This is a genomic window from Bradyrhizobium sp. MI1.7 (assembly GCF_055811795.1).
This window is the reverse complement of sequence record NZ_JBVVPO010000021.1, coordinates 87695-112858: the sequence shown is the minus strand read 5'-3', so window position 1 is coordinate 112858 and position 25164 is coordinate 87695. Positions and strand designations below refer to the sequence as shown.

The window sequence follows — 25164 nt, the reverse complement described above, 5'->3', positions numbered from 1 at the left end:
ATCTGAAATGGCAATCGCTTTCTTTGTCGCGCAGGACAAAAGAAGGCAAAAAGAAAGGGGCTCCAGCTTGCGCTGGAGCCCCTCAACGGTCGGGACATTGCCGGGTATGTGCCCCAAACCGTAGTTGTGGGCACGGCCCCCGCGGAGGCCGCGCCCGGGAGGAGAGTTACATGTTGTAGGCGCGCTCGGTGTGCTCGGTGATATCGAGGCCTTCACGCTCGGTCTCGACATTGGCGCGGAGGCCAACGATCACATCGACGACCTTGTAGAGGATCGCCGAACCGATGCCCGACCACACCAGCGTGGTGCAGACGCCCCAGAGCTGGGAGACCATCTGCGCCGCGAAGTCGTAATCGGCAACCTTCGGCGGGATCGCGGTGTAGTCGATGATGCCCGCACCACCCAGCGCCGGATTGACGAGGATGCCGGTGCCGAGGGCGCCGACGATGCCGCCGACGCAGTGCACGCCGAACACATCGAGGCTGTCGTCGTAGCCGAGCGCGTTCTTCACGACGGTGCAGAAGAACAGGCAGACCACGCCGACCACGAGGCCGAGGACGATCGCACCCATCACGCCGGCGAAGCCGGCGGCAGGCGTGACGGCCACGAGGCCCGCGACAGCGCCGGAGATGACGCCGAGCACCGACGGGTGACCCTTCACGATCCACTCCGCGAACATCCACGACAGCGCGGCGGCCGCGGTGGCGACGAAGGAGTTGGTCATGGCGAGGGCTGCGCCGCCGTTGGCTTCGAGGTTGGAGCCGGCGTTGAAGCCGAACCAGCCGACCCAGAGCAGCGAGGCGCCGATCATCGACATGGTCAGCGAGTGCGGAGCCATCAGCTCCTTGCCGTAGCCGACGCGCTTGCCGATCAGCAGAGCGCCGACGAGACCTGCGATGCCGGCGTTGATGTGCACCACGGTGCCGCCAGCGAAGTCGATCGCGCCCTTCTTGAAGATCCAGCCGGCGTCGGCGTTGATCTCGTCGAGCTTGGCCTGCGCCGCGGTCTTCGCAGCCGCATCAGTGGCAGCAGCGAGTGCCTTGGCAGCGTCCTGGATCATGTCCGGGCCGGGCCAGTACCAGACCATGTGCGCGATCGGGAAGTAGATCAGCGTGACCCAGAGCGGGATGAAGAGCGCGATTGCCGCGAACTTCATGCGCTCGGCGAAGGCGCCGACGATGAGGGCCGGCGTGATCGCCGCGAAGGTCATCTGGAAGCACATATAGATGAGCTCCGAGATGTTGGCGTCGACCGAGAAGGTCGCGGCCTTCGAGTCGGTGGTGACGCCCATCATGAAGGCCTTGGAGAAGCCGCCGATGAAGTCGGAGCCGCCGGTGAAGGTGAGGCTGTAGCCGTACACGGCCCAGATTACCGTGACGACGCAGACGGTGTAGAACACCTGCATCAGCACGGAGAGCATGTTCTTGGAACGGACAAGACCGCCGTAGAACAGCGCGAGGCCGGGGATCGTCATCAACAGCACGAGCACTGTCGATGTCAGCATCCAGGCGTTGTCTCCCTTGTTGACCGTTGGCTCGGCATAGGCCGCGGTCGCAGCGAACATGCCGACTGCGAGAGCCGCCAATCCCGCGCCATAGGGACGCTTAAACGTCATTTTATTCACTCCTGATTGGTAAAGGTTGAGCGCGAAATCAAAGGGCCGCGGCATCGGCCTCGCCGGTGCGGATGCGAACCGCATGGTCGAGGTTGATGACGAAGATCTTGCCGTCGCCGATCTGCCCGGTTTTCGCGGCGGACGTGATGGCGTCGATGGTCTTGTCGACCTGGTCGGAGGCGACAGCGACCTCGATCTTGATCTTGGGCAGGAAGCTCACGGCGTATTCGGCACCGCGATAGATTTCCGTATGGCCTTTCTGGCGGCCATATCCCTTGACTTCCGTCACCGTGAGACCGTGAACGCCGATGGCGGTCAGGGCGTCACGGACTTCTTCCAGCTTGAATGGCTTGATAATCGCCATAACAATTTTCATGGGTCCTATCCCCGCTTGGCCCGGTCCGGACGTGGCCGGGCGTTTCTCGACTGGTTCGCCACGAGGGAGAAGTTCACTACGCGGGCACAGCCAGCACCCTTAGAATCAAATGCCGTGCCAGATCGGGCGCGTTGCCTAACGGACTATGAAAACGGGTGTTTTCGCGTTTGACGCGTGCTGCGGTGCAGTGCGCTAATACGTCGCGCTCAAAACGTGGTCACGCCTGATCAAAAAGCGGGCACGACAGGCTGTCGACACAATTGCTGCTCACGTGTCGGGCAGCAAGAAGGTATTTTATTACAGAAGGGGCCCGACAAAGGGCCCCGCCGCCCTGCGAAATATCGAACCGGCCCTCGGCGTGCTCACGGGATGCGCGCAACCGGCCTGAATCGTCAGGCGGCCTCGCGCTCCGCAAAGACCCGGTCGATCAATCCCCACTCGACCCCCTGCTGCGCGGTCATGAAGTGGTCGCGGTCCAGGGTCCGTTCCACCTCCGCCTCGGTGCGCCCGCAATGCTGCGCGTAGAGCCGGGTGATGCGCCGCTTGGTCTCCTGCATTTCGTTGGCATGGATCAGGATGTCGGACGCCTGGCCCTGGAAGCCGCCGAGCGGCTGATGCACGTGAAGGCTCGCATTGGGCAGCGCGGCGCGGTGACCTGGCTCGCCGGCCATCAGCAGGAACGAGCCCATCGAGCGCGCGGTGCCCATGCACAGCGTATGAACCGGCGCCTTGATGAACTGCATGGTGTCGTACATGGCGAGACCAGAGGTGACCACGCCGCCATAGGAGTTGATGTAGAGATTGATCGGCCTGTTCGGATTCTCCGCCTCCAGGAACAACAATTGCGCGCACACCAGTCCGGACATCGCATCATTGACCTCGCCGTTGAGGAAGATGATGCGCTCGCGCAGGAGCCGCGAATAGATGTCGAAGGATCGCTCGCCGCGGGCGGATTGCTCGACAACCATAGGGACGAGCTGAAGCATGTCGCGCATTGGCGACCTCCATGTTTGCAGGTGACGAAGTCTTGTTGGTGTTTAAGCCGCCGCGCGCATCAGGCAGCAATTGCTGTTGGCCGGCTGCGGCAGCTTTGTTCGCTCTTCGCAGGCTTGCTGGATGATGCGGAAGCGCGTGCCGCCGTCCTCGTTCGGCTCGATCCGGAAGATGACGTGGCTCTCGCGAAACGGCGGCTCTGAATCGCGAAGCCGGTAGCGCACCTCTTCGCCTGCGATCGTTGATTCAGGCTCGGCGCCTGCAAGGTCGCAATCCGGCAACCAGCGCTCGCGCAAGGCCGGAATGGTGACGGCGCGCCAGACCTTTGCTGGCGGCGCGTCGAATTCATATTCGAGCACCAGTTTTGCGTCGGAGGGATCAGGTTTCGCTGCGTCGCTCATTGATCCATGTCCTTGAGGAGATCGGCGAGTGCTTCCATGCGCTTCGGCCAGTAGGCACGGTAGCGCGCAAGCCATGTGCCGATGGCCACGATTCCGTCCGGGTCGACTTCGTAGTTCACGAAGCGGCCCTGCCGCTGTTCGCGTACGAGGCCTGCCGCGCGCAGCACCGAAAGATGCTGCGACATCGCCGGCTGGCTGATCTCCAAACCGTCGCGCAAAGCGCTGGCATTCAGGCTTCCGCCGGCGAGCTTCTCAAAGACCTTTCGGCGCGTCGGGTCGGCCAGTGCCTTGAAGATGTCGGCTTCGATCATGCCAATACATAAGCATGTGCTTATGTGTCGCGCAAGCCCCCGATTACTGAAGCGCTTCTCCGTGCTGCGAAATATCCAGTCCCTCCAGCTCGTGCTCACGGGATACGCGCAAGGGCACGAACAGGGAGACCAGCTTGAGCAGGACGAAACTCACGCCGGCCGCCCAGACGAAGGTGACGGCGACCCCGTAGAGCTGGATCAGCAATTGCTGCGGATGGCCCTCGATCAGGCCGGCGGTGCCGCCGATCGCGGAAGTCGCGAACACGCCGGCCAGCAGCGTGCCGGTCAGGCCGCCGATGCCGTGGACGCCGAACACGTCGAGGGAATCGTCATAGTTGAAGCGGTGCTTGAGCCAGGTGCAGGCCCAGTAGCAGACGGCGCCGGCGACAATACCGATGACGATGCCATGCCAGGGCGCGACGAAGCCCGAAGCCGGCGTGATCGTGCCGAGCCCGGCGACCGCGCCGGAGATCATGCCGAGCACCGACGGCTTGCGCCGGGTCGACCATTCGATCGCGCCCCAGGTCAGCGCGCCGGAGCAGGCCGCAAGATGCGTCGCGATGATCGCCAGCACCGCGCGCGAATTGGCTGCGCCCGCCGAGCCGCCGTTGAAGCCGAACCAGCCGACCCACAACAGGCCGGTGCCCATCACCGCGAGCGACAGATCGAACGGCGACAGATTTTCGGTGCCGTAGCCGTGGCGGCGGCCCATCACCTTGGCGGCGACGAGGCCGGCGGTGCCGGCCGACAGATGCACGACGAGGCCGCCGGCGAAATCCAGCACGCCCATGCTGGCGAGGAAGCCGCCGCCCCACACCCAATGCGCCAGCGGAATGTAGACGAAAATGAACCAGGCGACCGAGAACACCAGATAGGCGGAGAATCGCATCCGGTCGGCGACCGAGCCCGCGACCAGCGCCACCGTGATGATGGCAAAGGTCATCTGGTACAGCATGAACAGCGCTTCCGGGATCGTCTTCGCCGCCGGGTTGACGCTGTCCATCGTCATGCCCGCGAGGAACCAGCGGTCGAGCGTTCCGATCCAAGGCCCGTCGCCGACGAAGCAGAGCGAATAGCCGAACGCCACCCAGAGGATCGAGATCATCGTCACCGCGGCGAGGCTCTGCGCCATGGTGGCGAGCACGTTCTTCTTGCGCACCATGCCGGAATAGAACAGCGCCAAGCCGGGGATCGTCATCATCAGCACCAGCGCGGTGGCGACGATCATCCAGGCGGTGTCGGCGGTGTTGATCTCAGAGCCCGCGGCGTATGCGGGCGCCGCAACGAACGTCACAAATCCGAGCGGCGCAGCCATAGCAGCTGCGCGGCGCAACAATCCCGCCATGTCATTCCCCCCGGCATCAATTGGCGTCGCACGCTGTGGCGTCGTTGCCCGGTGCGATCGAAGAAGGATCAAAGCGTTTTCGAGCGAAGTGGATACCGGTTCGCGTGAAGAAAACGCGTCAAAACAAAAAGCCTTAAAGCGCGTCGCTGTCGGTTTCGCCGGTGCGGATGCGCAGCGCGTGGTCGATCGGCGTGACGAAGATCTTGCCGTCGCCGATCTGCCCGGTGCGCGCCGTCGCGGTGATCACGGCGACCGCCTTGTCGGCGACGTCGGAGGCGACCGCGATCTCGATCCGCAGCTTCGGCAGGAAGTTCACGACATATTCCGCGCCGCGATAGATCTCGGTATGACCCTTCTGGCGGCCGTAGCCTTTCACCTCGGTCACGGTCATGCCGTGGACGCCGATCGCGGTCAGCGCCTGGCGGACTTCATCGAGCTTGAAGGGTTTGATGATCGCGACGACGAGTTTCATGGTCAGGCCTATTCCCCGGGGATGCGCCACGCCGTATGTCCCCGGCGCAGCGTCAATCTGGCATCTTTCCGGGCAAATGGCATAAAAAACTTGCAGACTGAAGCGGAAAAACGTTTGGCCATGTGAACCGCCGCCTCTGTACAGGGCATCCGTTCATCCTTCACAATGCGTTTTTGGCATGGATGCGGTGAACCGAAGCGTCCCGGCCGGTACAAAAGTATGTTTGAGGGGGACGCTTCATGGCGAGTTGGTTCTACGCATCCGAGGGCAAGCAACAGGGACCCTATCCGGAAGGGCAATTCCGCGACCTGGTCGCGCAGGGAGTTGTGCGCCCGGATACGCTGGTGTGGTCCGAGGGCATGGCCGGCTGGCAGAAGGCCGCCGAAATTCCCGGCCTGATCGGCGGTGGCGGTGCGCCCCCGATGATGCCGGCCGGCGGTCCGCCGATGATGGGCTCCGGTGGTTACGCTGGCGCCGGCTACGCTGGTGGTGGCGGTGGCAGCGGAGGAGCGCTGTCGGTCGATTTCGGCATCCTCGAGTTCACCTGGCGCAGCATCGTGATGCTGATCGGCATGTGCCTCATCATTCCGGTGCCGTGGGTGTTCGTCTGGTACACGAAATGGATCGTGTCCTGCGTGAAGGTGCCCGGCCGGCCCAATCTCAGCTTCACCGGCAATGCGATGACGCTGGTGCCCTGGTTCTTCGGCTTCATCGTCCTGGCGATCGCGATCGCGATCGGCGTCATCGGCAGTGCGCTGCTCAGCAATCTGCTGTTCATCGCGCAGATCGTGCTCTACTGGCTGCTGATCAAATGGATGGTCGCGAACCTCGCCTCCAACGAGCAGCCGCTCGGGCTCAGCTTCTCCGGCTCAGCTTGGGCCTATATCGGCTGGAATCTGTTGTTCGCGATCTCGATCATCACGATCATCGGCTGGGCCTGGGTCGCCGCGGCGCAGATGCGCTGGTTCTGCCGCAGCATCGAAGGCACGCGCCGTGAGATCGTGTTCAAGGGCAGCGGTCTCGGCATTCTCTGGCGCGGCATCGTCGCCGCGATCCTGTCCAGCCTCATCATCCCGATCCCGTGGGTGTATCGCTGGATCATGAACTGGTTCGCGTCGCAGACCGAGCTCGCTCCGCGCGGGTCGCTCGGAGCTTGATCGCAAATCCCAGGCGCGACGAACTCGCGCCTGGGCGCTAGGACTTCCGCTCGCGCACAGAACCTTCCTGCGCGACGGAGGCGACCAGCGTGCCGTCGGGCTTGAAGATCGAGCCGCGGGTCAAGCCGCGGCCGCCGCGTGCGTTCGGCGAATCCTGCGCGTAGAGCAGCCATTCGTCGGCGCGAAACGGGCGATGAAACCACATCGCGTGGTCGAGGCTCGCGGGCATCATGCGCTTGTCGAACAGCGTGCGGCCGTAGCGCGCCATGATCGCGTCGAGCAGCGAAAAATCCGAGGCATAGGCCAGCGCGCACATGTGCAGCGCCGGATCGTCCGGCAGCTTTGCCGCGGTCCTGATCCAGACGTGAATGCGGCCGTCCTCGATCTTCTGGCCGAAATAACGGCCGAGCTCGACCGGGCGCAGCTCGATCGGACGATCGGACTCGTAGTAGCGGCGGATGAACTCCGGCATCTCCTTGAACATCGGCTGCTTCGCCACCTCCTCCGCCGTCAGCTTTTCCGGCGGCGGCACGTCGGGCATCTTGTCCTGATGATCGAACGCGCTCTCCTCGTCGGTGTGGAACGACACCATGATCGAGAAGATCGCGTTGCCGTGCTGGATCGCGGTGACGCGGCGGGTCGAATAGCTCTTGCCGTCGCGCAGGCGCTCGACCTGGTAGATGATCGGGATCTGCGGATCGCCCGGCAGGATGAAATAGCAATGCAGCGAATGCGGCAGCCGGCCCTCGACCGTGCGGCAGGCCGCAACCATCGCCTGCCCGATCACCTGGCCGCCGAACACCCGCTGCCAGCCCGTCTTCGGGCTGTTGCCGCGGAACAGATTCACCTCGAGCTGTTCGAGGTCGAGAATCGAGATCAGGTCGATCAGGCCTTTGGACATGATGGTGCTTTCGAAGCATCTCGTCATTCCCGGGCATCGCGACAGCGATGACCCCGGAATCCCGAGCCGATAACCTCTGGATTCCGGGTTCGCGCTTTTGCGCGCCCCGGAATGACGGAATGAGGCAGTTGCGCCCTTGTTTCACCGCACTGTTTCGCCCACCTCAAGTCTGCTAGCAAGGCCTGGAAAAGCCGAAGTGTGAACCAGGAATTTGGTATGCCGGTACAGGGTAGCATTGTCATTGGTGGCGGCGCGTTTGCCGGCCTCGCGCTGGCCCTGGCGCTGCGCCAGGGGCTCGGGCCCGAGATTCCCGTCATCGTCGCCGACCCCGCGCTCGCGACCCGTCCGAGCCGCGACCCGCGCGCGACCGCGATCGTGGCCGCCTGCCGCCGCCTGTTCGAGGCCATCGGCGCCTGGGACGCCGTCAGGGGCGAGGCGCAGCCGATCCTCGACATGGTCGTCACCGATTCAAAGCTGGAAGACGCCACCCGTCCGGTTTTTCTGAACTTTGCCGGCGATGTCGCGCCGGGCGAACCGTTTGCGCATATGGTCGAGAACCGCCGTTTGATCGACGCGCTGGTGGTGCGGGCCGAAGCCGAGGGCATCGATCTCCGCGCCACGACGGTCGCGTCTTATGACGCGCGCCCGGAAGGCGTCGACGTGACGCTTGGCGACGGCAGCGTGATTGCGGCAAGCCTGCTGGTCGCCGCCGATGGCGCGCGGTCGAAACTGCGCGAGCGCGCCGGTATCGTCACCCATGGCTGGGAGTACGATCAATCCGGCATCGTCGTCACCGTCGGCCATGAGCGCGATCACGACGGCCGCGCCGAGGAGCACTTCCTGCCCGCGGGTCCCTTCGCGATTCTGCCGCTCTCCGGAAAACGATCCTCGCTGGTGTGGACCGAGCGCCGCAGCGAGGCCGCGCGCATCATCGCGTTGAGCGACGAGGAGTTCCACGGCGAGCTCGAGCGCCGGTTCGGCCTGCATCTCGGCGAGGTCAAGGCGCTCGACAAGCCGCGTGCGTTCCCGCTGTCCTATTTCGTGGCGCGCTCCTTCATCGCCGAGCGTCTCGCGCTGGTCGGCGATTCCGCGCATGTCATCCATCCGATCGCGGGCCAGGGCCTCAACATGGGGCTGAAGGATGTCGCAGCACTGGCCGAAGTCGTGGTCGATGCCGCGCGGCTCGGCATGGATCTCGGCGGCGTCGACGTGCTCGAACGTTATCAGCGCTGGCGCCGCTTCGACACCATGGCGATGGGCGTTGCCACCAACTCGCTGAACTTCCTGTTCTCCAACCAGTCGACGCTGCTGCGCACGGTGCGCGACATCGGCCTCGGCCTCGTCGACCGCGCCCCGCCGCTGAAGAACCTCTTCATCCGCCAGGCCGCTGGTTTGACCGGTGAGATCCCGCGGTTGCTGAAAGGTGAGGCGTTGTAGCAATCGCGCAAGCTCTAACTCCTCATCCTGAGGAGCGCGCTTGCGCGCGTCTCGAAGGATGAAGGCCGAGGTGAGAGAGCCGGGCTTTCATGGTTCGAGACGGCGCTATCGCGCCTCCTCACCATGAGGGCCGCCTGATCAATCGATCTTGCGCGCCTCTTCCGGCAGCATGATCGGGATGCCGTCGCGGATCGGGTAGGCCAGCTTGGCGCTGCGCGAGATCAGCTCCTGCTTTGCGGAATCGAACTCCAGCGGACCCTTGGTCAGCGGGCAGACCAGGATCTCCAGCAATTTGGGATCGACGCTGGTTTCGGGGCGTTCGGTGGGCGCGTTCATTGGGGTCTCCGAAGATCGCTTGCCTCTAGCACAGAAAATCGCGGCCGCCCATTGCGCCACCAGAGCGTTTTCGAGCGAAGTGGGTACCGGCTCGCATAAAGAAAACGCGTCAAAACAAGAATCTAGGCAGAGACCATCCGCATGATCTCGTCGAGCAGGCCCTGGAGCCGTGCCGCCGGTACCGGCGTGCCCGACAAGGCAAAGCCCAGGAATGTCCAGTACAGGATCTGCGCGCGGGCCTGCGCCTTCGCCGGCTCAAGGCCCCGCATCGCAAGCAGCGTCTCGATATAGTCGATCCTGCGGCGGTCGATCGCGCGGACCGCGCCTTGCGCGGCCGTATCGAACGCCGCCCAGCTGCGCACGGCGCGCTCCAGGTCGAGCCGCGCGCCAAAGGATCTCCGCAGCAGCGCCTTCAGCGGCTCGTCGCCGGCGGCCTCGACGTCGGCGATGATCTGTTCGGCCGCGATCTCGCGCCAGCGCTTCAGGACTTCGGCGTGGAACGCGCCGAGATCGGCGAAATGCCAATAGAAGCTGCCGCGCGAGACGCCCATCGCCTTTGCGAGCCGATCGGCTTTCAGGGCCGTGAAGCCGTTCTTGGCCAGCGCCTTCAGGCCCTGTTTGATCCAGTCGTCGGCGGAGAGTTGTTCGGTCATGACCGGTTCCGGAAATTGGCCATACACTAGTGTATTGACAGGCGGCGGGCCAGCGCCTATCTCACTATACACAACTGTATGGACGAAGCTTCAGGGAGCTGTGCCGATGCGTGATCTCTTGCTCCAGTGCTCCGGCGTCGTGGCCATTGCCGTGGCCCTCATCCATGGTGTTCTCGGCGAGACCAAGGTCTTTGCCCGCGCCCGCATCGAGCCGGAACGGCTCCGCACCCTAATTCGCCTGGTCTGGCAGGCCTCGACCGTCGCCTGGATCGGTGGTGGTGTGCTCCTGATCGCGGCGCCCTGGATGGACTCGGAGCTGGCGCGCCGCTGGATCGTCATCACCATGGTCTGTGTGTTCGGTTTCTCGGCTGTCGCCAACGCGTGGGCCACGCGCGGCCGGCATTTCGGCTGGATGGCGCTCAGTGCCGTCGTTGCGATGGCGGTTGCCGGCTATTGAGGTGCCGCGCCCAGAATGCCGGCCGTCAAACCGTGAGGCGTAAGGCCGCAGCGGCCGCTCAAATGCCTGCTGCCTACGGAGCCAACTGATCTTTTCCGGATCGTTAGAATAACTCTAAAGCCATCCGCGTCCAAACCGGATTGACTTCATCATCGCCTTTGCTTCCCTCGCTCCCGCTTCGCGCCACGCGCGCACACGACAGAGGAGGAGACGTTCGTGAAGGTCATTCGTGTTGTTGCAATTGCACTGACGGTCGGCATGGGTATGAGCTCGGCGGCCATGGCCGACGGGTTCAAGGATTGCACCAAGCTCGACAAGGCGTCGTGGAAGCCGGCCGCCGAAGCCGAAGCCAAGGCCAAGGCGCTGGGTTACGAAGTGCGGCGCTCCAAGATCGAAGGCTCGTGCTATGAGGTCTACGGCGTCAAGGAAGGCAAGCTCTACGAGCTGTTCTACAGCCCGGAAGATCTTAGCCTGAAGAAGACGGTTGCCAAGTAAGGTTTCAAGCAAGGGCTTGAGCAAGGCTTGAGGATAGTCACGGCTTGATCGACGAAGCGGTGCCAGAAACGCGCGGGGCGTCCGACGGGACCCCCGCGGATCGAACGGCTTCGCGGACGGTCGCAGTCTGGGACCTCCCGCTACGCCTCTGGCACTGGGCCCTCGCGGTCAGCATCTTGGCCGCGTGGTTCACGCCCTCCGTCTACGATACCCTTCACCGCATCGTCGGCTATACGGTGCTCGGGCTTCTCGCCTTCCGCCTGGTCTGGGGTTTTTGGGGAAGCCGCTATTCGCGCTTCCGCATGGTCGGCGTCCGGCTTCGGGTCGCGCCACACTATCTCTGGAATCTACGCCGCGGCATGACCGGCCGCTATATCGGCCTCAATCCAGCCGGCACCTTGATGCTGGTAGCGCTGCTGCTGGCGATCGCCATCTCGGCCATCACGGGGGCGATGTCGGTGACCGTCACCTTCTTCGGCCTGTGGTGGGTCGAGGATACCCACGCGATTGCATCCGACGCCGTCATCGTGCTGGCCGTGGTACACGTGCTGGGCGTCGTGCTGATGGGGCTTCTCCAGCGCGAGAACCTGATCCGCGCGATGTTCACCGGACGCAAGCGCATCCGCCATCATCAATAGGGTTTTTGAGGCGGCGCTCTCTCCTTGTCATGGCCGGGCTTGTCCCGGCCATCCACGTTCTTTTGTGCCTCTCAGACGTGGATGCCCGGGTCATCGGCGAGCGAAGCGACGCCGTCCTTCGGACGGCTATGCCCGGGCATGACGGAGCGTGACGCGGCAGCGCGCCCCTCACTGCAATGGCGGATCGCCGCTGGTGCGCTTCTTGGCGAGATCCATCTCGGTCACCGCGATCAGGATTTCGGCGCGGGTCTTCAAATCCGGCGCCTCCAGCATGGCCTGCTTTTCCGCGGGGCCATAGGGCGACATCATCGCCAGCGCGTTGACGAGCGCTTCGTTAGGCGCGCTCTCGACGCCTTCCCAGTCGACCTTGAGATTGTTGGCCTTCAGGAAATCCGCCAGCACGGTCAGCAGCGCCTCGCGATCGACCTCGTCCTCGCCCATGCGCGCGGTGAAGTCGTCGACGAAGGTGAAGAAGTCCACCTTGCACTGGCGGTAGGCGGTCAGCACTTCGAGCTCCTTGACCACCTTGAAGCGCGAGACGCCGGTGAGCTCGAGGAGGTAGCGGCCGTCGCCGGATTCGGCGAGCTGGGTGATGCGGCCGACGCAGCCGACGCGGAACAGCGCCGGCCTGTCGGAATTCTTCGGCGAGTGCGCGATGTCGGGCTGGATCATGCCGATCAGGCGATGGCCGTCGCGCAAGGAATCGTCGACCATCGAAAGGTAACGCGGCTCGAAGATGTTGAGCGGCATCTGGCCGCGCGGGAGCAAGAGCGCGCCCGGCAGCGGAAATACCGGAATGATCTCCGGCAGGTCGGCGGGGCCGCGATATTCGATGTTGATCGGCATCTGGACCCCGCTAGACCGCTAGAGCATGATCCGGACCCGGAGGGCCGCGTTAGCGCAAAGTGTGAAGCGGCTTTCCGACAAGATCATGCTCCAACAATAACCCTTACGAAAACAGGATCGTCGACAAGCGCTTTCGTCCCTCGACGGTAGCATCATCCGTGCCACCCCACGCCTCGAAGAATTGCACGAGCTGCTTGCGGGCGCCGTCGTCGTTCCACTTGCGGTCGCGCTTGATGATCGCCAGCAACTGCTCGGTGGCCGCCGCCCGGTTGCCTTGCGCATTCAGCGCGGTCGCAAGGTCGAAGCGTGCCTGATGATCGAGCGGGTTTGCGGCGACTTTCTGTTCCAGCTCGGCCACCGGCCCCAGCTGCTCCGCCTGCTCGGCGAGATCGATCGCGGTCTGCACGGCCTTCACGGCGGGGTCGTTGCGCTTGGATTCCGGCACCATCGCCAGCGTCTGCTTGGCCTGCTCCATCGCGCCGGAGACGGCGTAGCATTTCGCGAGTCCGGCAAGGGCCGCGATGTTGGTCGAATCGTGCTGCAGCACCTCGGCATAGATCTGCGCCGCGGCGGCGGCGTCCCCCTCGGCGAGCACCGCCTCGGCCTCTTGCAGGATCTCGGCGATATTGGGCTCGCCCGGCGCCGTCACGCCCTTGGTCACCTTTTCGATGAAGGCGTTGACCTGGCTCTCCGGCACTGCGCCCATGAAGCCGTCGGCCGGCTGGCCGTTGACGAAGGCGATCACGGCCGGGATCGACTGGATGCCCATCTGGCCCGGGATCGCCGGATGCTGGTCGATGTTCATCTTGACCAGCTTGACCTTGCCCTTGGCCGCCTTGACCGCCTTTTCCAATACGGGCGTGAGCTGCTTGCAGGGGCCGCACCACTCCGCCCAGAAGTCGATCAGCACCGGCTGGCGCTTCGATTCCTCGATGACGTCCTTCACGAAGGTCTGGGTGGTGGTGTCCTTGATCAAATCGGCCGCGGCCGCGCCCGCCGCTCCGTTACCCTGGTCGATGATCGTCACGGGATCCCCTCGTCTGATGTCTGGAATGGCGGCTCTTTAGCACGTCGCCAAATCATATGCTTCGTTGTCGGCTCCTAGATTGGGCCGAATGGGCCGAATTTCAATCCATCAGGGCCGATTCGTCGCTTCCGGGACGTTTTCGGGCGATTTGGCCGCGTTCGGGGTCCATATGGCCCTTCAATTGCGAATCTATGCTGCCGGTAGCTGTTGCATTCGCCGTCCGCTTTTGGCATACGACAGCCGTTGCCGGCGCGTCATGCGACCGACACAGGATGCGGGTGTAGCTCAGTGGTAGAGCACGACCTTGCCAAGGTCGGGGTCGAGGGTTCGAGCCCCTTCGCCCGCTCCAATTTTTCCCAACGCATCCAGCCAAACCGGGTCGGGCCGTGGTTTTCCACGCCGCTGGCGGCTGTATTGGGTCTCAAATGACAATTCTGGTCACGGGCAGCGCGGGCCACCTTGGGGAGGCCGTTCTCCGTATGCTCCGGGGACGCAGTTTCCCCGCGCGTGGAATCGATCTGAAGCCATCGCCCTTCACCGATGCCGTCGGCTCGATCGTCGATCCCGATTTCGTGCGGCGCCAGATGGAGGGCGTCACCGCCGTGATCCACACCGCGACGCTGCACAAGCCGCATGTGGCGACCCACGGCAAGCAGGATTTTGTCGACACCAACGTCACCGGCACGCTCAATCTGCTCGAGGCGGCCCTAGCCGCTGGCGTGCGCAGCTTCGTCTTCACCAGCACCACCAGCGCATTCGGCTCGCAGCTTCGACCCGGAGCCGGACAGGCTGCGGTGTGGGTCACCGAGGATCTGGCGCCGGTGCCGAAGAACATCTACGGCACGACCAAGCTGATGGCCGAGACTCTGTGCGAGCTGTTCTTTCGCGAGCGCGGCCTGCCCGTCGTGATCTTGAGGACCTCGCGCTTCTTCCCTGAGGACGATGACGATCCCGCGATGCGCTCGGCTTACCCGCTGGACAACGCACAGGCCAACGAGCTGCTCTATAGACGGCTGGATATAGCGGACGCGGTGAGCGCCCATCTCCTCGGCGTCGAGCGCGCGCCGAAGATCGGTTTTGCCCGTTACATCATCTCCGCGACGAGCCCGTTCGAGCCCCGTCATCTCGCGGCGCTCGCGCGCGACGCGGCCGGTGTCGTGCGCGAGCTCTACCCGGATTGCGCGCAGCTCTATGCGGCGCGCGGATGGCGGCTATTCCCCGAGATCGACCGCGTCTATGTCAACGACCGTGCGCGGCACGAGCTGGGCTGGCGGCCCGAATTCGACTTCGCGCATGTCCTGAACAGCCTGCGCGATGGGACGGATTTTCGCAGCACGCTGGCACGCGAGATCGGGTCGAAAGGCTATCACGACACGGTATTCGACGACGGACCCTATCCCGTCGCCTCGTAATCGCCGTCTTTGCCGTTTTGCTCGACGCATCAAATGTCTGCCCGGCGTCACCGGGAGCAGACCGGGGTGAGCCGTTCTACTGTGCATGGGGTTGTTTTCGCAATTTTGTGCGACCGCTCTTCCTGCTGCCTGCAAATCAGTCACGCACCATTTTTTGATTCCGCGTTGCAGCGAGACCGTGATCGTCGCCGTGCAAATCTTCGTGGCGTTCAGTCTCAATTTCTATTGAGTCTGACTGCAGTGCTCCCGACGCGCTTCTCACCGTCCGCAGATGTGCTAACCTTTTTGCGTCTGTCGTCCTGACAGACTCCGAACTTCGCCTCTCGACTAGCAAAACAAAATAACGTGCAGCCCTGACGGCTGCCTTAGGGGAGTGACGTGATGAAATTCCATCAATCCGTCTTTCAATCCGTCCTGGCGCTTGCAGCGGTTGCCCTTCTCGCGGGGACAAGCGCAGTCAGCGCGCAACAGCAGGACAAGAACCGCCAGCTGAAGAAATACGAATCCGGCACCAAGGAGTTCTGGACCCATCCGCCGGACGACTGGTTCCTCGGCGACGAGACCGAGGCGCAGAAGGGCCTCGCGCCGCCATCAGGCCCGCCGACCGGCGCGTCGGAGGCCGAGCTCGCCGCGATGATGAAGAAGATCAAGCTGCCGGCCGGCTTCAAGATCGAAGTCTATGCGCCCGGCGTTCTCGCCGCGCGGCAGATGGCCTGGGGTGACAAGGGCACGCTGTTCGTTGGCTCGTTCGGCCTCGGCAACGTCTATGCCATCAAGGACAACAACGGAAAGAAAGAGGTCAAGACCATCCTGAAGGGGCTGAACATGCCCACCGGTCTCGCCTTTAGGGATGGCGCGCTCTACGTCATCGCGGTCGACAAGCTGATCCGTTACGACAACGCCGAAGCCAATCTCGACAAGCTCGGCGACGGCAAGGTCGTCTATGACGACATGCCCTCCTATGCCGCGCATGGCTGGAAGTACATCGCGGTCGACAAGGAAGGCTGGTTCTACCTGCCGTTCGGACCGCCCTTCAACGTCGGCGTGCCCCCGACTAGTGTCTCGCAGATCCGCCGCGTCGATCCCAAGACCGGCAACGCCGAGATCTACGCGCTCGGCGTTCGCAACTCGGTCGGCGGGGACGTCGATCCGCGCACCGGCAAATACTGGTTCACCGAGAACGCGCGCGACTGGATCAGCGACGATCTGCCCTCAGACAAGCTGAACATGATCTCGAAGATCGGCGAGCATTTCGGCTATCCCTACTGCCACCAGGGCGACCTGCTGGATACGAAGTTCGCGATGGGTCACAAGTGCTCCGAGTTCACGCCGCCCGTGCTGAACCTCGGCGCGCATGTCGCTCCGCTCGGTATGAAGTTCTATACCGGCGATCAATTCCCCGCCGAGTACAAGAATAACATCCTGATCGCCGAGCATGGCTCCTGGAATCGTCACAAGTACCAGGGCGGCAATATCACGCGCGTGATCGTCGGCCCCGACGGCAAGAACGCCAAGAAGGAGGTGTTCGCCTCCGGCTGGATCGAGGGCGACCAGGGCTATCTCGGCCGTCCCAACGACATCATCCTCGCCAAGGATGGCTCGATCCTCGTCGCCGACGACTGGGCCGGCGCGATCTATCGCATCAGCTACAGCAAGAAGTAGCGTAGGACGACACGAGGCTGCGACCGGATGACGGTCGCAGCCTCGTTTGTTTGTGACAGGCTTGCAGCGGAACGCGTTCGTCATGCCCGGACTTGATCCGGGCATCCATCAAACGAGAAACCTCTTTGCAAACAGGATGGATTGCCGGGCCTACGCCAAGCAGGCGGGTCAAGCCCGGCAATGACAGTCGGAGAAATCAACCATGCGAGCCGTTCGGTTTGGAATTCTGTCTGTGACGCTTTCGCTAGCAGCACTTGCATTCGTCCGAGCCGAGGCGGCCGATAATGCCGCGATCCAGGAGAAGGCCGCCGTCTGCTCCGGCTGTCACGGCGAGAACGGCATTTCGCAGACGGAGAACATCCCCTCGCTGGCCGGCCAGCCCGATCAATTCATCCAGTGGCAGCTCGTGTTCTTCCGCGCCGGCTCGCGCAAGAACGACCAGATGCAGCCGATCGCCGAGGAGATCACCAACGAGGACATCCGCAATTTCGGCGCCTATTTCGCGCAGATGACGCCGCCGAAGGCCGCGGAAGACGGGGATCCGGACCTGTCGAAAAAAGGCGCGCAAGTCGCCGTCGGCCGCCGCTGCGCCTCGTGCCATACGGATAGCTTCGCCGGCACCAAGGCGGTTGCGCGGCTCGCCGGCCAGCGCGAGGAATACCTCGTCAAGGCGCTGCACGACTACAAGAGCAGCCAGCGCGTCGGCGGCGGTGGTGCTGCGATGGCCGATGTCGCCTATCACATGAGCGATGAGGAAATCACCGCCGTCTCGCACTATCTCGCGTATTTCAAGTAACGCGGAGCTTGGAGCTACCCCGCCCGCTGCCTCTCATACGCCTTCAGATGCGTATACGCGATGCGCAGCTTCGGCACCGGCACCTTGGCGGCGTCGGCGCGCGCGATGAGATCGCCGACGACGTGATCGGCCTCGACCGGCAGGCCCGCCTTGATGTCGCGGAACATGGATGCCGTCATCGGCGATCCCTCGGTGGTGAGGTTGCCCTTCACGCGCTCGAAGAACGGGCCGCCCGGCGTGTAGCCCGACGCGGTGGCGATCGCGCTGGTCTCGTCCAGCATGCCGAGCAAAAAGTCCCTGCCGCCGGGGGCCGCGAGGATGTTGCCGACAGAGGTGCGCATCAGGCTGGTGCTTGCGGCGAGCGAAGACAGGAACACCCACTTCTCCCACATGTCCTGCATGATGTTCTGGCTGGCGGCGGCGCCATTGATGCCGCTCTTGAAGGCCTCGTCGATCGCCTTGACCCGGTCCGAGAGCTTGCCGTCGCGCTCGCCGTAACTGAGCGACTGCATCGGCTGGAGCTGCACCACTTCGCGCTTCTCGTTCAGGGTCGCCGCGATGGCGCAGAGGCCGCCGAGCACGCGCTCCTTGCCGAATTTTTCGTCGAGCGTGTCGAGATGCTTCATGCCGTTGAGCATGGGGATGATCGCCGTATCAGGCCCGACCGCGGCCGCGAACGAGTTGATGGCGTCGTCGAGGTCGAACGCCTTGCAGCTCAAGAGCACGACGTCGAACTTTTCCTTGAGCGCGTCGGCCTGAACGGTCGGCGGATTCTTCAGCGTCACGTCGCCGTTCGGGCTCTTGATGACGAGGCCGGCGCTCGCGAGCTCGCTGGCGCGCCGCGGCCGGACCAGGAAGGTGACGTCGCGGCCGGCCTGTAACAGCCTGCCACCAAAATAGCCGCCGATGGCGCCGGCGCCGACCACGAGGATACGCATGGGAGAACTCCGTTTTATTCCTGGCTTTATACTTGGCTTTATTTTTGGCGGATGGCGAACAGGAAGTAGCGAATAGCAGGCGCGATTTCCACTCGCTATTCGCTAGGCGCCATTCGCGCGCTTCACTTTCCCGACACCATCTCCTCGACCTCGCGCAGCTGCTCCTTGCCGAAGAACATCTCGTTACCGACGAAGAAGGTCGGCGAGCCGAACGCACCGCGGGCAACGGCGTCCTCGGTGTTCTTGATCAGCTTGCCCTTGACCTCTGGCTCCTGGGCACGCGCGAACAGTTTTTGGGCATCGAGGCCGGAGGACGCCAGCGCCTTCGCCGCGACTTCCGGGTCGTCCATCTTCTTCGGCTCGCGCCACATGTGGTGGAAGGCGGCCTCGACATACTTTTCGAACACGCCCTCCGCCTGTGCCGCGATCGCCGTGCGCATCAGGTTCAGCGTGTTGACCGGGAAGAACGGATTCATGACATAGGGCTGGACCTTGAAGCGCTTGACGAAGCGCTCGGTCTCGACCGCCTGGAATTCGCGCTTGTTCTTGATGCCGGCGAGCGTCTCGGCCGGCGACTTGTTGTTGGTCGACTTGAAGATGCCGCCGAGCAGGATCGGCACGTACTCGAATTTGACGCCGATGCGCTGCTCGATCGCCGGGATCGCGAGATGACTGAGATAGGCGTTCGGGCTGCCGAAATCGAACAGGAATTGCGGGGCTGTGCGGGTCAAAATCGTTCTCCCTGACCTGGCTTTTGATCTGGCTTTTCATCCATTGTGGCGCAGGGCGCGCCACGGGTCCACCGTTTAATGATGGCCATAATATCTTGATGATCCGGTCAGATCAGACGCTGGATCGCGCGCCTGCGCCACACCGTGAGGTAATAGCCCATCTGCAAAACGAACATGGCGCAGAACACGATCGGATAGGCGGCCCACACACCTTTCAGGCCGATCGTGCGGCTCAGGATCACAGCGGCCGGCAGCTCGATTGCGACAATGGCGAAGATCGAGAGCAGCATTGGCGTCAAGGCGACGCCGGCCGCGCGCATGGCTCCGGAAAACACGGTGGCCAAGCCGAACGGCACCGAGCTCCACAGTGCGATGTGAAGCAGTCCCCCGGCGAGGTCGAGTACGGCACTGTCGGTGATGAAGAGGCCGAGCACGGCCCGCGGCGCCAGATAGATCAGCCCCACCAGCCCGCCGGTCAGGACAATGTTGAACAGGAGGCCGGTGCGCACGATGCCATCGAGCAGCGCCCTGTTGCCGCCGCCGATGGCCTGCGCGCCGAGGATCGAGACCGCGATCGAAATCGACATTGCCGTGAACTGCGTGTAGCCCATCACCTGGTTGACTGCGCCATACGCGGCGGTGGCATCCGATCCAAAGCCATTGACGAGCCCGAGCAGCACCAGCTCGGCGACTGCCATCACCACCATGCCGACCGCGCTCGGCAGTCCGATGCCGAGGATCTTTCCGAGCACGGCACGATTGAGCCGCAGATGACGCAGCAGCGCGGCATCCGGTGCCAGTGCATGCTTCGTCCGCAGCAGATAGACGGCCAGTGCGATGAGTGTCAGTGCGTTGGAAATCGCTGCCGCCCAGGCCGGACTGGTGATTCCGGCGGCAGGTATCCCGAACGCGCCGCGGATCAGCATCGGCGTCAGGATCAGTCCGATGGTGGTCGACAAGGCCAACGCCAGCAGCGGCGTCACGGCATCACCGACGCCGCGGATCATCGCCGTCATCAGCAGGAAGACGAAGCCGAGCGGCATGGTGAGCAGCATGATGCGCGCATAGGCACTCGCCTGGTCGAGGATGTCCGGAGGCGTCGCGAGCATCGTCATTAATTGCCGGCTGAAGAAGCCGCCGACCAATGCAACCGAAAGCGAGAGCAGCAGGCCGATCGCGAGCGTCGTGCCGACGACGATCCTGATCCTGCCATGCTCGCCAGCGCCAAAGGCCTGGCCGATCAGCACAGTGGCGCCGGTGCTCAGGCCCATGACGAAGGCGAACAGGAAGAACATCACCGGGAAGAACGCCGACACCGCTGCGAGCGCGTCGACGCCGATCATCTGGCCGAGATAGACGTTGCTGACGGTCCCGAACAGCGATTGCAGCGCGTTGCTCAGCACCAGCGGCGCGAGGAAGCGGAGGAATGTCGTCCAGAGCGGCTTTGGCGCGGACATGGATAGGCCTTTCATCGGGGCGTGCGAAGCCGTTGCCGCGCGATGCGCGCGCGGCTCGGCCGTCGATGGGGTGAGAGAAAGTGCTGCGCCTAAGCGCGGTCGCTGTAGGCGAGCTTGACGATGTGGTCGCGGACGTCGACCGGCCAGTCGGCGATCAGTCCGGTGAAGCGCCGCCGGTCGTCCGCGAACAGGGCGCGCGACGCTTCTTCGAACTGCGGCAGATTACCCGCCATGGTCAACATGAAGTGATAGGCCGCATCGCGCGCCTGCCGCTCGCGGTCCTTGTCGCCGCTTACGCGTCTTGCCTCGTCGACGAGCTTTCGCAGCGCGACCGAGGCGCCGCCCGGCTGGGCTCCGAGCCACTCCCAGTGCCGCGGCAGCAGCGTCACCTCGCGCGCGACCACGCCGAGCTTCGGCCGGCCGCGCCCGCGCGGCTCGCTCGGTGGCGCGGACTCCTCGACCGGTGGCGGGACAAGCTTTGCCACCCGCGCCAGCACCTCGCGATCCCCGCCGCGCAGATCGAAGTCGATCGGTCGGCCCGTGCTGTCCTCGAAGATGATGATGGGCTCGTCCGGCGGTGGCGTGATCCGCTTGACGACCAGCGCGATCTCTCCCGCTGGCCCGGACGCCAGGCGGCGATGGCCCTGGAACGCAGTGAAAGTCCGTTGCATTGAAATCATTGCCATATTGATGACGTTGGCCTTTTAATATCCGGGTAAATTGCTGACGTCAATATACCCGGGTGAAATTATCCGTCTGGATGGCTCGACATTGTGTTCCCGGGCTGGCACGAACGGCGCGGCCGACCGACCACGCCTAGCCTGGGGACCTCAACGATGCTGACCGTTCACCACCTCAACAATTCCCGCTCGCAGCGGGTGCTGTGGCTGCTCGAGGAGTTGGGCGTGCCCTACGAGATCGTGCGCTATCAGCGCCAGCCGGATATGCGCGCGCCGAAGGAGCTGCGCGCCATCCATCCGCTCGGCAAGTCGCCCGTCATCACCGACAACGGCAACACCATCGCCGAGTCAGGCGCGATCATCGAATATCTCATTGCGACCTACGGCAACGGCCGGCTGATTCCGCCGCCGAACACGCCGGAGCGGCTGCGCTTCACTTATTGGCTGCACTATGCGGAGGGCTCGGCGATGCAGCCGCTGCTGCTCAAGCTGCTGTTCACGCTGATGCCGAAGCGCGCACCCGCGCTGCTTCGCCCACTGGTGCGCAAGGTCTCGAACCAGGCGCTCACCGCGCTGGTCAATCCGCAGCTCAAGCAGCACATGGATTATTGGGAAGGCGAGCTCGGCAAGAGCGAGTGGTTCGCCGGCAGCGAGTTCACCGCCGCCGATATCCAGATGAGCTTCCCGCTCGAAGCCGCGCAAGCGCGTGGCGGGCTCGAGCTCGGCCATCCAAAGGCGATGGCATTCCTGGAGCGCATCCACGCGCGGTCGGCCTACGCCAGAGCGCTGGAAAAGGGCGGGCCGTACCAGGTGGGACGGTAAGGTTCCTCACCGCCCCGGGGTGATAACGCCGGACTAGTCCGCGTGCAGCACGCGCCCGCGCGTCTCCGGCAGCGCGAAGGCGGCAATGAAGAACAGCACGTAAGCCACCACCGCGAACATCGCGATCGCATTTGCGAGCGACGTCGTCGCCGAGAGCGCGCCGACCAGGAACGGAAACAGCGCGCCGATGCCGCGGCCGAAATTGTAGCAGAAGCCCTGGCCGGAGCCGCGCAGCCGCGTCGGATAGAGCTCGGTCAGGAACGCGCCGATCCCTGAGAAATAGCCCGAGGCGAAGAAGCCCAGCGGGAAGCCGAGCACCCACAGGATCTCGTTGGTGAGCGGCAGCTGCGTGTAGAGCAGCACCACGGCCATGGCGCCGATCGAGAAGATCAGGAACAGATTGCGCCTGCCGATGCGATCCGCGAGCCAGGCCCCGACGAGATAGCCGATGAAAGAGCCGATGATCAGCGTCGAGAGATAGCCGGTCGAACCGACGATCGACAGATGCCGCTCCTTGGTCAGGAACTGCGGCACCCAGAAGGTGACGGCGTAGTAGCCGCCCTGGCAGCCCGTCGCCATCAGCGAGGCCAGGATCGTGGTCTTCAGGATCGGGCCGGAGAAGATTTCCCAGAGCGCCGGACGATCGCCGCTCGCGGCCTGTTTTGCGCGGGCCTCGGCCGCGATCTCCGGCTCGGTGACGGAGCGGCGGATGTAGAACACCAGCAGCGCCGGCAGTGCGCCGATCACGAACATCCAGCGCCACGCCGTCTCCGGCGGCAAAGCCGAGAACAGGATTGCCTGCGACAGCACGGCGAGACCCCAGCCGACCGCCCAGCCCGACTGCACCGAACCGACTGCGCGTCCGCGATATTGCGGCCGGATCGCCTCGCCCATCAGCACGGCGCCCGCCGCCCACTCGCCGCCGAAGCCGAGGCCGAGCACGGCGCGTGCGATCAGGAGCTGGTCGAAATTCTGCACGACCGCGCAGACCAGCGAGAAGAACGAGAACCAGATGATGGTGATCTGGAGCGTCCTGACACGTCCGATATGATCGGAGAGATAGCCGCCGAGCCAGCCGCCGATTGCGGAGGCCAGCAGTGTCACGGTGCCGGCGAGTCCGGCCGAGGCCGCATCGACCTTCCACAGCGCGATGATGGTGCCGATCACCAGCGGATAGATCATGAAGTCCATGCCGTCGAGCGCCCAGCCCGCGGCGCAGGCCCAGAACGTCCGCCGCTCCGGCGCGTTCATGTCGCGATAGAAGGCGAGAAGGCTGGTGTCTTCGATCTCCGCGCGCTCAATGCGCTGGGTCGGATCGGCTGTGCTCATGTGCGTTTCCCCGGCGGTTCCTTAAAGCTGCGCGGTGGTAGCACGCAGGGCAGCCCGCGCAAGCAGGCGCGCGCTGCCGTGCCATGCAACGGCGAGACTACTGTCCCGCGGCTTCCGCGCCGCGGGTACGCGGATCCGGCGCGCCGAGTGGACCGTTCGGCGTCACCAGAATCGAATTGGCCGAGGTCTGTCCCATCGGCTCGACGATGAGGTGATCCATCGCCTTCAGCTCGAACAGCACATCGCCGGGAAAGCCGCTCTCGATACGCACCTCGTCCGGCAGCCATTGGTGATGCAGCCGCGGCGCAGCGACGGCGGCGGCCACATCCATCTTGTAGTCGAGCACGTTGACGATGACCTGGAGCACGGTCGAGATGATGCGGCTGCCGCCGGGCGAGCCCGTCACCAGCACCGGCTTGCCGTCCTTGAGCACGATGGTCGGGGACATCGAGGACAACGGCCGCTTGCCGGGTCCGGGCAGATTGGGCTCGAAACCGACGAGGCCGTAGGCGTTGGAAGCGCCGACCGCGGCGGTGAAATCGTCGAGCTCGTTGTTGAGCAGCACGCCGGTTCCGTCGGCAACCAGGCCGACGCCATAGCTGAAATTCAGCGTGGTGGTGTTGCTGACGGCATTGCCGCCGGCGTCGACGACGGAAAAGTGCGTGGTGTTGGTGCCCTCGCGCGGCGCGGGAGGGGCGGAGACGAGCTGCTTCGACGGCGTGGCGCGCTCCGTGGAGATGCCGGCGCGCAGCTTGGCGGCGTAGTCCTTTGCAGTGAGCGTGTCGATCGGCGCATTGACGAAGGCGGGATCGCCGAGATAGCGCGCACGATCCGCATAGGCGCGCTTCATGGCTTCGATCAGCAGATGCAGCGAGGCCGGCGACCCCTGTTTCAGATCGGCCAGCTGAAAGCCCTCGAGGATGTTGAGCGTCTCCACCAGCACCACGCCGCCGGAGGAAGGCAGCGGCATCGAGACAATGTCGTAGCCGCGATAGGTGCCGTGCGCCGGGGCACGGATCATCGCCTGATAGGATTTCAGATCGGCCGGCGTCATGATGCCGCCGGCGTCAGTCACGGCCTTGGCGAGCTTGTCCGCGACCGGTCCCTCATAGAAGCCGCGCGGCCCCTGTGCGGCGACGGCCGACAGCGTTTCGGCGAGATCGCTCTGCACCAGCCTGTCGCCTTCGCCGAGCGGTGTGCCGTCGGGGCGCGAGAAGATCCTGGCCGACGACGGCCAGCGCGCCAGCCGCCGGTGCCAACCCGGCAGCGTGTCGGCAAGGTCGTCGGTGACGACAAAACCGTCGCGGGCGAGCCCAATCGCGGGCTCGAGCAGCTGTGCCAGCGTGAACCGGCCCGAGCCGTATTTTTCCAAGGCCAGCACAAGACCTGCGACGGTGCCGGGCACGCCGACGCCGAGCGCGGAATCCCGCGACTTCGCGGCATCGGGCTTGCCGTCAGCGCCGAGGAATATCTGCGGGGTGGTCGCAGCCGGCGCGGTCTCGCGATAGTCGATCGTGATGTCCTCGTTGCGCTCGGCCGAATGGATCACCATGAATCCGCCGCCGCCGATATTGCCGGCGCGCGGATACGTTACGGCCATCGCAAAGCCGGTGGCGACCGCGGCATCGACCGCGTTGCCGCCGCGGCGCAGGATGTCGGCGCCGACTTGCGCCGATATCTTTTCCTGCGCCACCACCATGCCGTGCTCGGACGGAACGGCGTGCACCGTGTCGAGCGCGGGTGGGACATAGGCTCGCCGCGCATCCTGTGCGGTGGCAGACGAAAAACCAAACGCCAGAGTGGCAATGAAGGCGAAAAATGTCCGCCGTGTCGGATATGACGACATCATCAAGCTTCCGTCGCGGCCTCAGGCCAGT

The 25164-nt window shown here is 64.2% G+C and carries 27 protein-coding genes and 1 tRNA gene; 10 read left to right on the top strand and 18 right to left on the bottom strand.

Annotated elements, in window-relative coordinates:
- Positions 1-166: 166 nt before the first annotated feature.
- The 7 genes from AC0L3X_RS20665 to AC0L3X_RS20635 all read right to left on the bottom strand — a co-directional run bounded on the left by AC0L3X_RS20665 (position 167) and on the right by AC0L3X_RS20635 (position 5513).
- Positions 167-1615: an ammonium transporter gene (locus AC0L3X_RS20665; RefSeq protein ID WP_063980294.1), complete on the bottom strand. Its 1449-nt coding sequence runs from the start codon at positions 1613-1615 to the stop codon at positions 167-169.
- A gap of 37 nt (positions 1616-1652) precedes the next feature.
- Positions 1653-1991 carry a P-II family nitrogen regulator gene (locus tag AC0L3X_RS20660; protein ID WP_008142813.1) on the bottom strand — a complete coding sequence of 113 codons (339 nt, stop codon included), beginning with the start codon at positions 1989-1991 and terminating at the stop codon, positions 1653-1655.
- A 392-nt stretch (positions 1992-2383) separates the two neighbouring features.
- Complete coding sequence (locus AC0L3X_RS20655; protein WP_038932646.1) at positions 2384-2986, bottom strand: ATP-dependent Clp protease proteolytic subunit; 603 nt, start codon at positions 2984-2986, stop codon at positions 2384-2386.
- Positions 2987-3028: 42 nt separating this feature from the next.
- On the bottom strand, positions 3029-3385 hold the full coding sequence (locus tag AC0L3X_RS20650; RefSeq protein ID WP_063980295.1) for an SRPBCC family protein: 357 nt from the start codon (positions 3383-3385) through the stop codon (positions 3029-3031).
- Positions 3382-3696 carry an ArsR/SmtB family transcription factor gene (locus AC0L3X_RS20645; RefSeq protein ID WP_014490770.1) on the bottom strand — a complete coding sequence of 105 codons (315 nt, stop codon included), beginning with the start codon at positions 3694-3696 and terminating at the stop codon, positions 3382-3384. The genes AC0L3X_RS20650 and AC0L3X_RS20645 overlap by 4 nt, the downstream gene beginning before the upstream one ends.
- Before the next feature lie 43 nt (positions 3697-3739).
- On the bottom strand, positions 3740-5041 hold the full coding sequence (locus tag AC0L3X_RS20640) for an ammonium transporter (RefSeq protein ID WP_063980296.1): 1302 nt from the start codon (positions 5039-5041) through the stop codon (positions 3740-3742).
- Between the two features lie 133 nt (positions 5042-5174).
- Positions 5175-5513, bottom strand: coding sequence for a P-II family nitrogen regulator (locus AC0L3X_RS20635; protein WP_008142802.1), 339 nt, complete (start codon positions 5511-5513; stop codon positions 5175-5177).
- Positions 5514-5752: 239 nt separating this feature from the next.
- Between AC0L3X_RS20635 and AC0L3X_RS20630 the strand changes: the two genes are divergently transcribed.
- Positions 5753-6670 (top strand): DUF4339 domain-containing protein, encoded by a 918-nt coding sequence (locus AC0L3X_RS20630; protein WP_473316709.1) that lies wholly within the window; start codon positions 5753-5755, stop codon positions 6668-6670.
- Between the two features lie 37 nt (positions 6671-6707).
- On the opposite strand, the gene tesB is transcribed toward AC0L3X_RS20630, so the two are convergent.
- Positions 6708-7571: an acyl-CoA thioesterase II gene (tesB, locus tag AC0L3X_RS20625; protein ID WP_063985977.1), complete on the bottom strand. Its 864-nt coding sequence runs from the start codon at positions 7569-7571 to the stop codon at positions 6708-6710.
- 216 nt (positions 7572-7787) lie between these two features.
- On the opposite strand from tesB, the gene AC0L3X_RS20620 reads away from it, so the two are divergent.
- Positions 7788-9008 (top strand): ubiquinone biosynthesis hydroxylase, encoded by a 1221-nt coding sequence (locus AC0L3X_RS20620; protein ID WP_063980298.1) that lies wholly within the window; start codon positions 7788-7790, stop codon positions 9006-9008.
- A gap of 138 nt (positions 9009-9146) precedes the next feature.
- Here the strand turns inward: AC0L3X_RS20620 and AC0L3X_RS20615 are convergent, their stop codons facing one another.
- Positions 9147-9344, bottom strand: a complete 198-nt coding sequence (locus tag AC0L3X_RS20615; protein WP_011083431.1) for a Trm112 family protein — start codon at positions 9342-9344, stop codon at positions 9147-9149.
- 122 nt (positions 9345-9466) lie between these two features.
- The gene (locus tag AC0L3X_RS20610; RefSeq protein WP_063980299.1) at positions 9467-9997 is read right to left on the bottom strand and encodes a TetR/AcrR family transcriptional regulator; all 531 of its coding nucleotides are present in this window, start codon (positions 9995-9997) and stop codon (positions 9467-9469) included.
- A gap of 106 nt (positions 9998-10103) precedes the next feature.
- Between AC0L3X_RS20610 and AC0L3X_RS20605 the strand changes: the two genes are divergently transcribed.
- The 3 genes from AC0L3X_RS20605 to AC0L3X_RS20595 all read left to right on the top strand — a co-directional run bounded on the left by AC0L3X_RS20605 (position 10104) and on the right by AC0L3X_RS20595 (position 11587).
- Positions 10104-10454 (top strand): hypothetical protein, encoded by a 351-nt coding sequence (locus tag AC0L3X_RS20605; protein ID WP_063980300.1) that lies wholly within the window; start codon positions 10104-10106, stop codon positions 10452-10454.
- Positions 10455-10670: 216 nt separating this feature from the next.
- Positions 10671-10949, top strand: a complete 279-nt coding sequence (locus AC0L3X_RS20600; RefSeq protein WP_028150199.1) for a PepSY domain-containing protein — start codon at positions 10671-10673, stop codon at positions 10947-10949.
- Between the two features lie 44 nt (positions 10950-10993).
- Positions 10994-11587, top strand: coding sequence for a cytochrome b/b6 domain-containing protein (locus tag AC0L3X_RS20595; protein ID WP_084794915.1), 594 nt, complete (start codon positions 10994-10996; stop codon positions 11585-11587).
- Between the two features lie 168 nt (positions 11588-11755).
- Here AC0L3X_RS20595 and AC0L3X_RS20590 read toward each other — a convergent pair whose 3' ends face one another.
- Complete coding sequence (locus tag AC0L3X_RS20590; protein WP_063980301.1) at positions 11756-12433, bottom strand: LON peptidase substrate-binding domain-containing protein; 678 nt, start codon at positions 12431-12433, stop codon at positions 11756-11758.
- 103 nt (positions 12434-12536) lie between these two features.
- Complete coding sequence (trxA, locus tag AC0L3X_RS20585; protein WP_063980302.1) at positions 12537-13460, bottom strand: thioredoxin; 924 nt, start codon at positions 13458-13460, stop codon at positions 12537-12539.
- Between the two features lie 274 nt (positions 13461-13734).
- Between trxA and AC0L3X_RS20580 the strand changes: the two genes are divergently transcribed.
- From AC0L3X_RS20580 to AC0L3X_RS20565, 4 genes are all read left to right on the top strand, one after another.
- Positions 13735-13809: transfer RNA gene (locus AC0L3X_RS20580), tRNA-Gly, on the top strand.
- Positions 13810-13885: 76 nt separating this feature from the next.
- On the top strand, positions 13886-14872 hold the full coding sequence (locus AC0L3X_RS20575) for an NAD-dependent epimerase/dehydratase family protein (protein WP_063980303.1): 987 nt from the start codon (positions 13886-13888) through the stop codon (positions 14870-14872).
- Positions 14873-15253: 381 nt separating this feature from the next.
- The gene (locus tag AC0L3X_RS20570) at positions 15254-16534 is read left to right on the top strand and encodes a PQQ-dependent sugar dehydrogenase (RefSeq protein WP_166104978.1); all 1281 of its coding nucleotides are present in this window, start codon (positions 15254-15256) and stop codon (positions 16532-16534) included.
- Between the two features lie 202 nt (positions 16535-16736).
- Positions 16737-17330: a c-type cytochrome gene (locus AC0L3X_RS20565; protein ID WP_063980305.1), complete on the top strand. Its 594-nt coding sequence runs from the start codon at positions 16737-16739 to the stop codon at positions 17328-17330.
- A 14-nt stretch (positions 17331-17344) separates the two neighbouring features.
- Here AC0L3X_RS20565 and panE read toward each other — a convergent pair whose 3' ends face one another.
- The 4 genes from panE to AC0L3X_RS20545 all read right to left on the bottom strand — a co-directional run bounded on the left by panE (position 17345) and on the right by AC0L3X_RS20545 (position 21127).
- Positions 17345-18268, bottom strand: a complete 924-nt coding sequence (gene panE / locus AC0L3X_RS20560) for a 2-dehydropantoate 2-reductase (protein ID WP_063980306.1) — start codon at positions 18266-18268, stop codon at positions 17345-17347.
- 122 nt (positions 18269-18390) lie between these two features.
- Positions 18391-18999 carry a 2-hydroxychromene-2-carboxylate isomerase gene (locus AC0L3X_RS20555; RefSeq protein WP_063980307.1) on the bottom strand — a complete coding sequence of 203 codons (609 nt, stop codon included), beginning with the start codon at positions 18997-18999 and terminating at the stop codon, positions 18391-18393.
- Positions 19000-19106: 107 nt separating this feature from the next.
- Positions 19107-20456 (bottom strand): MATE family efflux transporter, encoded by a 1350-nt coding sequence (locus AC0L3X_RS20550; RefSeq protein ID WP_187387856.1) that lies wholly within the window; start codon positions 20454-20456, stop codon positions 19107-19109.
- Between the two features lie 89 nt (positions 20457-20545).
- Positions 20546-21127, bottom strand: coding sequence for a DUF2239 family protein (locus AC0L3X_RS20545; protein ID WP_063980309.1), 582 nt, complete (start codon positions 21125-21127; stop codon positions 20546-20548).
- A 165-nt stretch (positions 21128-21292) separates the two neighbouring features.
- Here AC0L3X_RS20545 and AC0L3X_RS20540 point away from each other — a divergent pair, with 165 nt between their 5' ends.
- Positions 21293-21958: a glutathione S-transferase family protein gene (locus tag AC0L3X_RS20540; RefSeq protein ID WP_063980310.1), complete on the top strand. Its 666-nt coding sequence runs from the start codon at positions 21293-21295 to the stop codon at positions 21956-21958.
- A gap of 33 nt (positions 21959-21991) precedes the next feature.
- Here the strand turns inward: AC0L3X_RS20540 and AC0L3X_RS20535 are convergent, their stop codons facing one another.
- Together AC0L3X_RS20535 and ggt are read right to left on the bottom strand one after the other, a co-directional pair.
- Positions 21992-23287, bottom strand: coding sequence for an MFS transporter (locus AC0L3X_RS20535; protein WP_063980311.1), 1296 nt, complete (start codon positions 23285-23287; stop codon positions 21992-21994).
- A gap of 97 nt (positions 23288-23384) precedes the next feature.
- Positions 23385-25136 carry a gamma-glutamyltransferase gene (gene ggt / locus AC0L3X_RS20530; RefSeq protein WP_231143752.1) on the bottom strand — a complete coding sequence of 584 codons (1752 nt, stop codon included), beginning with the start codon at positions 25134-25136 and terminating at the stop codon, positions 23385-23387.
- Positions 25137-25164: the final 28 nt, after the last annotated feature.